Raw genomic sequence first — 10,026 nt, 5'->3', positions numbered from 1 at the left:
TTGAGATGGCCAGGATCATTCTTGTCTCCGGTACCGGCGGCTCCGGGAAGACCACGGTGGCGGCCGCGACGGGGCTCGCGGCTTCCCGCCGGGGGCTTCGGACCCTCGTGCTTTCGTTCGACCTGTCTCGCGGCCTCAGCGCCGCCATGGGCGTCGAGAGTCCACTCTTCGCTGGCCCCCGGGGCGTTCCCGTGGGCGTCAACGACCACCTGTCCTTCCACGAGGTGGACGTTGGCGAAGAGCTCCGCCGGGGATGGAACGGAGGCCAGGGCGGACTGGCCGCGCTCGTGGATGGCGGGCCGGAGCGCGTGAACGCGGAGGAGGTGGCGATGACGGCCGAGGCGGCCCACGTCGTCATGCTCCTCCGGCTGGGCGAGTACCTCCGCGAGCAGCAGCACGACCTCGTCATCGTGGATTGCCCGTCCACCCGCACCGCCCTGCAGTTGCTCAACACCGTGCCAGCGATGAGCTGGTACGCACGCAAGCAGCAGACCCCCACGCAGCCGGGGCGCAAGGCACGCCTGCTGGCGGCGTGCCTCCACGGCGCGGACGCGAGCCTGGAGGTTCGCGACCGGCTGAACGCCGTGGACGCGCTGCTGCACGACCCGGAGGTGACGACCCTCCGGCTGGTGACCACCGCGGACACGGTGTCCGGACAGGAGGCGCAGCGGGCGTACACGTACTTCAGCCTGCTGGGCCTCGCGGTGGACTGCGTCGTCATCAACCGACTCGCACCGGAAGCCGCCGACGCCGGCTCCGACCCGGTGCGGACGCAGCAGCCACACGTCGAGAAGCTCCAGCGCGCGTTTTCGTCGCTGCTGGTGTTGAAGGTCCCGCACCAGTCCACGGAGGTGGTGGGGGAGAAGCCGCTGGAGGTCTTCGCGGAGCAGCTCTACCAGGGAGAGGACCCTGTCCGTCTCACGGCCCCGCAGCCTGCCCTGGGCATCCGCAAGGACGCAGTGGATGCGTACTCGCTGGAGGTGCGGCTCCCCTTCGTGGCGAAGAGCGATGTCGAGCTCTCCCGCCGCGGCGCGGAGTTCGTCATCCAGGTCGGGGCCGTCCGGCGCAACGTCGTGTTGCCTCGGATGATTGCACTCCTCCCGACGTCGGGCGCCCGCATGGAGGGTGACCGGCTCATCGTGAGTTTCCAAACAGAAAGAGGTGTTTGATGTCCACGCAAGATGATCGTTATCCGCAGGGTTCCTTTGGCGCTTCGCCGGAGTACGGCGCTCGGTTCGCCGAGCTCACCAACGCCCTGATTCCGGGCGGGCGAGGCCTGGTGCAGCAGCTCTTCCGCGCGAAGCAGGAGGCGCTCAAGGGCGTCGCGCACATCCTCGATGCGCAGATTCACGAGCTGCAGCACATCGACGCGGCCATCGAGGACCGGGCGAAGCAGGCGCACACGGCTCCGGCGGCGGGCCAGCCGCACCGGTCCGGCGTGTCGTTTGGCGACGTGCTCCAGAAGGCGGGGGACCTGATCCTCGCGAAGCGGCCGAAGGGGACGACGGGTTCCGAGGCTGGCGCCCGGCCCAGTGACCGCCGTGCGCCTCCGGAGAGCGCCACCTCCCCGGATTCAAGCAGCCCGGCCGCTGCGTCCAGCCCTGCACCGGAACCGCTGGAAAAGATCTCCATCAGCTAGTCGAAGCGAAAGGGGTGGGCAGTGTCGGATGAGTCCATTCGAGTGAGGATGTCCAACGAGGAGAATGCTCTCTCGATGGAGTCGATGACGCCCTTGCAACGGGCGGCATTGGCCATCAAGACCCTCCGGGCGCGCGTGGATGGATTGGAGCGCGCGCGCTCGGAGCCCATCGCCGTCATCGGCATGGGGTGCAGGTTCCCCGGCGGCGCGAACGACCCGCGCGCCTATTGGGAGCTGCTGCGCGGCGGCGTCGATGCCGTGAGCACCGTCCCGCCGGACCGCTGGGACGTGGATGCGTACTACGCAGCGGACCCGGACGCGGGCTGGAAGATGGTGGTCCGTGAGGGTGGGTTCCTCAACCAACCCATCGCCGGATTCGACAGCGAGTTCTTCGGCCTGTCGCCGCGCGAGGCGAACTACGTCGACCCGCAGCAGCGCTTGATGCTGGAGGTGTCCTGGGAAGCCCTGGAGGACGCCGGAATCGCCCCGGGCTCCCTGGTGGGCAGCGACACGGGCGTCTATGTCGGCTTCCTGAGCAGTGACTACGGGCGCGTTCCCTTCAACGCGGTGCAGACACGGGACCTGCCGTACATGGGGACCGGGAACGAGCTGAGCTTCTCCGCGGGCCGTGTGTCCTACGTGCTGGGCCTCCAGGGGCCGTCCATGGTGGTCGCGACCGCGTGCTCCTCGGCGCTCGTCTCCGCCCACCTGGCCTGTCAGGCGCTGCGGCAGGGAGAGTGTTCGCTGGCGCTCGCGGGCGGGGTGAACGTGATTCTCCGGCCGGACAACAACATCGTCCTGTCGAAGATGCGGGCGCTGGCGCCGGATGGGCGCTCGAAGACATTCGATGCGTCCGCCAATGGCTACGGGCGCGGCGAAGGCTGCGGCGTCCTGGTGCTCAAGCGGCTCTCGGATGCGCAGCGGGACAAGGACCGCATCCTCGCCGTCATCCGTGGCTCCGCGGTGAACCATGACGGGCTCAGCGGCGGCCTGACGGTTCCCAACGGGCCCGCGCAGGAGAAGCTGCTGCGCAAGGCGCTGGAGTCGGCGAGCCTGGCTCCAGCGGACGTGAACTACATCGAGGCCCATGGCACGGGGACACCGCTGGGCGACCCGATTGAGCTGCGGGCGCTGGACGCGGTGCTCCGGCATGGGCGCGGCGCGGACGCCCCGTTGCTCGTCGGCTCCGCGAAGACGAACCTCGGGCACCTGGAGTCCGCCGCGGGTGCCGCGGGGATGATCAAGGTCGTGCTGTCGCTGGGACAGAACGAGATTCCTCCGCACCTGCACTTCCGTACGCCCAACCCGGCCGTGGACTGGCAGCAGCTGCAGCTCGCCATCCCCACGCAGGTGACGCCGTGGCCCAAGGGCGACAAGCCCCGCGTGGCCGGTGTCAGCGGCTTCGGGCTCAGCGGCGTCAACGCGCATGTCCTCATCGAGGAAGCTCCGCCCGCGCCTGCCCGGACGCCGGACGCGACGCCGCGGCCGATACACGTCCTGACGCTGTCCGCGCGCAGCCCCCAGGCGCTGAACGAGCTGGCGCAGCGCTACGCGCAGACGCTCGGCGGCCCGGGGCTCGCGTCACAGTCGCTGGAGGACATCTGCTTCACCGCGAACACCGGGCGGGATGCCTTCCGGCACCGGCTGGCGGTGCTGGGAAGCTCACAGGAGGCCATGCAGGCGCAGCTGACGTCCTTCCTGTCCGGGCAGACGTCATCGTCGGTGCTGCGCGGGAAGGCGGACGGGGAGCCCCGGCTGGCCTTCCTGTTCACCGGGCAGGGCGCGCAGTGGCTGGGCATGGGGGAGGAGCTCTTCCGCACCGAGCCCACCTTCCGCAAGACGCTCCTGCGTTGCGACGCGGTGCTGAAGCCGTTGATGGGCCAGTCGCTCATCGACCTGCTGCACCCCGCCGAGCGGGACGCGCAGGCGCGAGCCCGGCTGGATGAGACGGGCTTCACCCAACCCGCGTTGTTCGCGCTCGAGTACGCCCTGGCGCAGGTGTGGATGCAGTGGGGCCTCCGCCCGGACTTCGTGATGGGGCACTCCGTGGGTGAGTTCGTGGCGGCCTGCGTGGCCGGCGTCTTCACCCTGGAAGAAGGATTGGAGCTCATCGCCACGCGCGCCCGGCTGATGCAGTCCCTGCCCGCGGGCGGGACGATGGCCGCCGTGTCCGCGGAGGCCGCGGAGGTGGAGGCGCTGCTCTCCCGGTACGACGGGCAGGTCTCCATCGCGGCCCTCAACGGCCCCCGCAACGTGGTGATTTCGGGGCGCGAGGCCGCCGTCAATGAATGCGTGGCCGAGCTGACGCGGAAGGGCAAGCGCGGAACGATGCTGCGCGTCTCGCACGCGTTCCACTCCGCGTTGATGGACCCCATCCTCGACGCGTTCTCCAAGGCCGTGGCGAAGGTGAAGCTCCAGCCTCCGTCCGTCCCGCTGATCTCGAACCTGAGCGGGCACGAGGCGGGGAAGGAAATCCTGACGCCCGGGTACTGGGTGCAGCATCTTCGTGAGCCGGTGATGTTCGCCCGAGGCATGCAGACGCTGGAGCAGGCCGGCGTGAAGGCCTTCCTGGAGGTCGGCCCGAAGCCCACGCTGGTGACCATGGGCCAGTCCTGCATCACGCAGGAGGACACGCTCTGGGTGGGCAGCTTGAGGCCGGAGCGCTCGGACTGGCAGCAGATGCTGGAGGGGCTCGCGGCCCTTCACGTCGCGGGCGTGCCCGTGGACTGGCGGGGCGTGGACCAGGGGCGCGAGCGCCACAAGGTCGCGTTGCCCGTCTATCCCTTCCAGCGGCGCAATCACTGGATGGACCTCAACGGGTCCACCTGGGACATCCCGGGCGTGAGCTCCGCGCCGGAGGCAGGGGCCACGGGAGGACATCCGCTCCTGGGCCATCCGCACGCGTCGCCTTCACAGGTGCGGCAGTTCGAGTCCTCCGTGGGCGCCGCGAAGCCCGCCTTCCTGAAGGACCATGGCGTCTACGGACAGATTCTGATGCCGGGCGCGGCCTACGTGGAGATGGGGCTCTCCGCGGGCGCTTCGCTCTTCGGTGCGGCGGGTGGGGCGGTGGACGAAATCACCTTCTCGCAGGCCCTCTTCCTTCCGGAGGAAGGGACGCGCCGGGTGCACCTGCTCTACTCGCCGGAAGGCGAGCGCGCCGGGCGCTTTGAAATCCACAGCCAGGAGGAGCGCACGGGAGAGGGTGAGCCCGCGTGGATCCTCCATGCCCACGGAAAGCTCTCCGCGATGACGGCCGCGCCAGCCGAGCGTGTCGACGTGGAGCGTCTGCGGGCCTCGCTGACTCGCGAGGTGCTGGTGGAGGGCTACTACGCGAAGCTGGGGCAGGCGGGGCTCGCGTATGGCCCCAGCTTCCGAGGCATCCAGTCGCTCTGGCGGGGTGAGAACGCGGTGCTGGGGCGCCTGGCCCTGTCGGGCAGCGCTGCGGCGGACGCGGGGCAGTACCAGCTTCAGCCCGCGCTCCTGGATGCGTGCTTCCAGATGGTGGGCGCGGTGCTCGACGAGGAAGGGGATGCCGCCTACCTCCCCGTGGGGGTCGGCAAGGTGCAGGTGCAGCGCGGCGGGCTGGGGGAGGTGTGGGCCCATGCGACCCTGGCGCGGAGTGATGACCCGAAGGGTCCCGGCTACGTGTGCGACATCCAGTTGCTCACGGCGGATGGGGAGCGCGTGGCCACGGTGGAGAAGCTGCTGCTGCGGCGCATCACCCGGGAGGGCCTCCTGGGCGCGAAGAGCAAGCGCTACCAGAACTGGCTGTACGAGCTGGAGTGGCAGGCCCGGCCGCTGGAAGCCCCGGCGGCAGGGGCGGAGGCGGCGCACGCCGGGACACAGTGCCTCATCCTCGCCGACGCGGCGGGGCTGGGCGCGCGCCTGGCCGAGCGACTGACGAAGCAAGGCTGGCACGTGGTGACGGTCCCTGCTGGCGCGCGAGCCACGGTCGATGGCCGCGATTCGGCGCTCGCGCTCCTGGGCCAGTTGCGCCCGGAGGCGCTGCAAGGGCCCCTGCATGTCATCGACCTGTGGAGCCTGGAAGGTGGTGGAGACGACGTCCCCGCGCAGGCCCTTGGACACGGCACGCGGGTGCTCGCGCTCGCCCAGGCGCTCGTCGAGGCCAAGGGAAAGAGCACCTCGCTCTGGTTGGTGACTCGCGGTGCCCAGGCGACCTCGGAGAAGGAGCGCATCACCCACCTGGGGAGTTCGGTTCTCTGGGGCCTGGGCAAGTCCATCACCCGCGAGCATCCGGACCTCCATTGCCGGCGTGTGGACCTGGATGCCAGTGCGTCCGAGCACGAAGTCGCCCAGCTTCATGCGGAGCTGCTCGGTGCGAGTGCCGAGGACGAACTCGCGTTTCGCGGAACCACGCGTCGCGTGCCCCGGTTGGTGCGCAGCCGGAAGCTCCGTGGAGCGAGCGGCGAGCCCGCGCTGAAGCCGGACGCGAGCTACCTCGTCACGGGTGGCCTTGGCGGACTGGGGCTCATCGTCGCGGAGCGGCTGGTGGAACGCGGAGCGCGCCACCTGGTCCTGATGGGGCGGCGTGAGCCGGGCCCGAGGCGCGCACTCGACTGGAAGCGTTGGAGCAGCGCGGCGTCACCATCCATTGCGTGCAGGGCGACGTGGCCGTGGCCGCCGACGTGGAGCGCGTCCTCGCCGGGCTCTCAGGACGCGTGCCGCCCCTGCGTGGCGTCATCCACTCCGCGGGCGTCATCGATGACGGCCTCTTCGTGCAGATGACGCCGGAGCGGCTGGCCAAGGCCTTCGCGCCCAAGGTCTCCGGTGGGTGGAACCTCCACCGTGCGTTGCAATGCACGGCGCTGGACTTCTTCGTCGTGTTCTCCTCGGCGGCGTCGCTCATCGGATCGGCGGGACAGGCCAACTATGTGGCCGCGAATGCCTTCCTGGATGCGCTGGCCTGCTCCCGCCAGGCCGACGGATTGCCCGCCCTGAGCCTCAACTGGGGCGCCTGGGCAGAGGTGGGCGCTGCGGCGGAGGAGCAGATTCGACGCCGCATGGAGCAGCTGGGCTTCGGCGTGATTCCTCCGGAGGATGGCCTCCAGGTGTTCGAGCAGTCCCTTGGGCTGAGCGGTCAGCTCGGTGTCCTGCCCGTGGACTGGGCGGTGCTCGGGCGGCGCGGGCGTTCGCCGCTGTTCGAGGCCTTCATCGAGAAGGCCAGCCCCGCGGCGAGCGAGGGGATTCGCCAGCGCCTGGAGCGGCTCGAGCCCAAGGAGCGGCGCGGTGCCTTGCGCGCGCACGTGGGCGAGCTGGTCAACGGCGTGTTGGGGCGTCCCACGACGGAGCCACTGGACCCGAACCAGGGCTTCTTCGAGTTCGGCATGGACTCGCTGATGTCCGTGGAGCTGCGCAACGTCCTGCAGCGGAGCCTGGGCACCTCGCTGCCCGCGACGGTGGCCTTCGACAACCCGACCGTCAACGGGCTGGTGGACTACCTGGCGGCCGAGGTCCTGGGCCTGAAGGAAGAGGCAGCCGCGCCCGTGGAGGAGGCGCCCGAGGACGCGGAGCTGGAGTCGCTCCTGGCGGATGTGGACAGCCTGGACGATGACACCGTCCAGGCCATGCTGCGCCGGGGCCGCTGAGCGGCTACGGCTGCCGGGGCCTCGCGTCGTAGACGAGGTCGGCGATGGCGGAGATCGTCTGGAGGTTTTCGACCTTCAGCGACTCCGAGGGGATGGTGATGCCGTACTTCTTCTGGACGAAGCCCATCATCCGGGCCGTCTCCAGTGAGTTCAGCACGCCGAGCTCCAAGAGGGGCGTGGAGGAATCGAGGTCCTCCGCGTCCCCGTCCAGGAGTTCATCCGCGACATAGCGGGTCAGGACATCGAGCAGGTCGTCTCTGTTCATGGTGCTGGGGTTGCTCCGACTGCGAGTTCGGCATGGACGGCCTGGACCACCTGGGCCGTCAGCTCGTTGAGAAAGAAGTGGCCGCCTGGAAACATCTTCATCGAGAAGGACTGCTGTGTTTGCAGTCGCCACTCGTCGAGCGCGGCTTCCGAGACGCGAGGGTCGCGAGTGCCACCCAAGGCACACAGCCGCACCGGAAGCGGAGGCTCCTCCTGATAGGTGTAGCGCTCTGAAATCTTCAGGTCCGCGCGCAGGATGGGGAGGATGAGGTCCAGGATCTCCGGCTGCGCCAGGACCTGCTGCGGAATGCCGTCGTAGCGAGCGGACAGCTCGCGGATGAAGTCGTCTCGCCGCAGGCCGCTCAGTGGGGGAAGTCCACTGCGCCGGGAGGGCGCCTCGGAGCCGGAGACGACCAGGGTGCCAGGCAGCGGAAGGCCCCGGCGGCGGAGCTCGCGCGTCAGCTCGAAGGCGATGAGCGCGCCCAGGCTGTGGCCGAAGAAGGCAAAGGGGCCATCGAAGAGGGGCGACAGCTCCCGCACGAGCGCGTCCAGCAGTTGTGGGAGTTCCTCCACGGACGGCTCATGCAGGCGGTTCTCCCGGCCGGGAGGCTGCACGGCGCACACCTCGATGTCCGTTTCGGGAAGCAGGTCCGGCCAACGGAAGTAGGGGAGGCTGCCGGCTCCCGCGTAGGGAAAGCAGAACAGCCGGAGGCGAGGCGACGCCTGGGGTTTGCGGCGGACGAGCCAGGAGGACTCGGCCGCCGCGATGCTGGATTCAGGATTCATTGACGATGGATGAGGTGATGGACAGAGGTTCTATTTCCGGCAGCCGTCGCGGACCCCGCGGGCCGTCGCCGCGAGGGCCTCGATTCCCAACGCGAGCCAGTCCGCGCCGTCGCGCGAGAACCGCTCGGCCAGCTCTGCGTCCACCACCGGGGCCCGCTTTGAGCCAGGGCGAAGCTGCTGGAGGAAGTTCTCCCGGGCGGTGACGGAGTTCCGCGCGGAGCGCTCCGCGAGCTTGAGCCCGCTGGCGAACACCTCCGACAGGTTGGGGTCACGCAGGTTGGACGGAGAGCCCTCGGTCGATTCGCGGCAGCACCGCGCGAAGTCCGCCGCCGTGTGCTTGGAGGGCGAGGCCCGCAGCACGCGCTCCAACACGGAGGCCTCCGGCCCGGGCGCGTCGAAGTTCGCCGCGTCTCCCTCCGCCTCGCAGACACCCATGGTGTCCAGGGCCACTTCTGGCGCCAGCGTCTGAGGGCAGCCCCCGAGCTGTTGCAGCTCCCGCCGGCAGGCCTCCACGTCCACGGGCGGAAGCGGCAGGGCGGAGATGAGGGAGAACAGCGAGTGCAACACGGGCAGCTTCACGGTTTCCGAGCCCGGCAGCGCCTTGAGGACGCGCTGCACGGAGTCCCAGGGCTTGGGGCCTCCGGGCGTGTATAGCTTGAGGTAGCCCTGCTGGAGGAAGCTCAGCCAGCCCTCCGCGAAGGCCTGGGCGCGCTTGCGGCTCTCCGGCGAGGCGATGCGCGAGGCTTCGTCATATACCGCGAGGAAGTACTCGAGGCAGATGGCCTTGCGCAGCCGGATGATGCGCTCCCCCGCGGTGGTGGCCAGCGTCGCGGGCGGCGCCGTGGACAGCCCCAGCAGTTCGAGCTCCTCCGCGCTCAGCCACAAGCGCCCCCGGTCGAGATCCGCCTGGAGGTCCACTGCGTCATCGAACATCTGAAGTCCCACGGCGGAGAGCTTCGCGATGCGCCGCACCGTGGCTTCGTCCACGTCCGTGAGCTGGAGCCGCTGCGCCATGTAGGCGCCCGGCAGGGCCTTCAGGTACCAGAGGGAGAACAGCTCGTGCGCGGTGAGCGGACGGCCCTGGTCCAGCGCGTCTCGTTCCGCGGCGAAGGCGCGAAGCTGCTCCACGAGCCTCCGGCGGCCGTCCATGAGCGGGGGCGCGGCGGCCATGAACTCCCGCAGCGCCACGATGGCGTCCAGGTCATCGCTGAGGAGGGAGGCGTCGTCGAGGGCCGCGTAGCCGTTCGCGCGGACGAGCTCATCGATGCGCCGGACGCCGAACCCGTAGTACGTCCAGAGGCGGCCTTCAGACTCCGTGGCGGCAATCTGTGGCAGGTAGCCCAGCACATCGGCTTCGAGGAGCCATCGCCGCATCGCGGCGAGGGAGAGGTCGCTCAGTGGGTTGCCCTGCAGGTCGACAGCGTTTTTCATGTCACGGCTCCTCGGGAGATCCAGGAGGGTGACAGGATAGTGAGGGGGGCTGCATGCTCCAGAATGCCTTACATCGGTTCTGCGAGGCACACTGCGCAGGTTGGGAAGCGGGCCGCTGGGACGAATGCCCAGCGGCCCGAGGCCATCAGTAGGGGGAGCAGTAGATGCGAATGCAGGTTCCGGCCATGGCCTTCGTGGCAGCGGGAACCGTGGCCTTCTCCATGACGTTCATCAGCTTCACGAGCTTCTGCTTGGCCTGCTTGGACGACCGGGGGGCCTTCGCCTTCGTCTTCGTCATGA

At 69.5% G+C, this 10,026-nt stretch carries 6 protein-coding genes and 1 pseudogene; 3 read left to right on the top strand and 4 right to left on the bottom strand.

Annotation, left to right across the window (positions count from 1 at the left end):
• Window positions 1–5 precede the first annotated feature (5 nt).
• The 3 genes and pseudogenes from QEG98_RS22635 (at window position 6) to QEG98_RS22625 (ending at window position 7,245) form a co-directional block, all read left to right on the top strand.
• On the top strand, window positions 6–1,169 hold the full coding sequence (locus tag QEG98_RS22635) for an ArsA family ATPase (protein ID WP_316562783.1): 1,164 nt from the start codon (window positions 6–8) through the stop codon (window positions 1,167–1,169).
• On the top strand, window positions 1,169–1,639 hold the full coding sequence (locus QEG98_RS22630) for a hypothetical protein (RefSeq protein ID WP_244171813.1): 471 nt from the start codon (window positions 1,169–1,171) through the stop codon (window positions 1,637–1,639). The genes QEG98_RS22635 and QEG98_RS22630 overlap by 1 nt, the downstream gene beginning before the upstream one ends.
• 75 nt (window positions 1,640–1,714) lie before the next feature.
• Window positions 1,715–7,245, top strand: a pseudogene (locus QEG98_RS22625) (type I polyketide synthase).
• A gap of 4 nt (window positions 7,246–7,249) precedes the next feature.
• Here QEG98_RS22625 and QEG98_RS22620 read toward each other — a convergent pair.
• From QEG98_RS22620 to QEG98_RS22605, 4 genes are all read right to left on the bottom strand, one after another.
• Window positions 7,250–7,510 (bottom strand): acyl carrier protein, encoded by a 261-nt coding sequence (locus tag QEG98_RS22620; RefSeq protein WP_090490716.1) that lies wholly within the window; start codon window positions 7,508–7,510, stop codon window positions 7,250–7,252.
• Window positions 7,507–8,295, bottom strand: a complete 789-nt coding sequence (locus QEG98_RS22615) for a thioesterase II family protein (RefSeq protein ID WP_316562782.1) — start codon at window positions 8,293–8,295, stop codon at window positions 7,507–7,509. Before QEG98_RS22615 ends, QEG98_RS22620 begins: the two co-directional genes overlap by 4 nt.
• A 30-nt stretch (window positions 8,296–8,325) precedes the next feature.
• Window positions 8,326–9,726, bottom strand: a complete 1,401-nt coding sequence (locus QEG98_RS22610; protein ID WP_316562781.1) for a hypothetical protein — start codon at window positions 9,724–9,726, stop codon at window positions 8,326–8,328.
• A 145-nt stretch (window positions 9,727–9,871) separates the two neighbouring features.
• Window positions 9,872–10,024, bottom strand: coding sequence for a hypothetical protein (locus QEG98_RS22605; RefSeq protein ID WP_167371106.1), 153 nt, complete (start codon window positions 10,022–10,024; stop codon window positions 9,872–9,874).
• Between the last annotated feature and the right edge of the window lie 2 nt (window positions 10,025–10,026).

Source organism: Myxococcus sp. MxC21-1 (genome assembly GCF_032612255.1).
In the GTDB taxonomy this organism is placed as follows: domain Bacteria; phylum Myxococcota; class Myxococcia; order Myxococcales; family Myxococcaceae; genus Myxococcus; species Myxococcus virescens.
The sequence above is the reverse complement of the archived record's forward strand: the minus strand, read 5'-3'. Positions and strand labels throughout refer to the sequence as shown.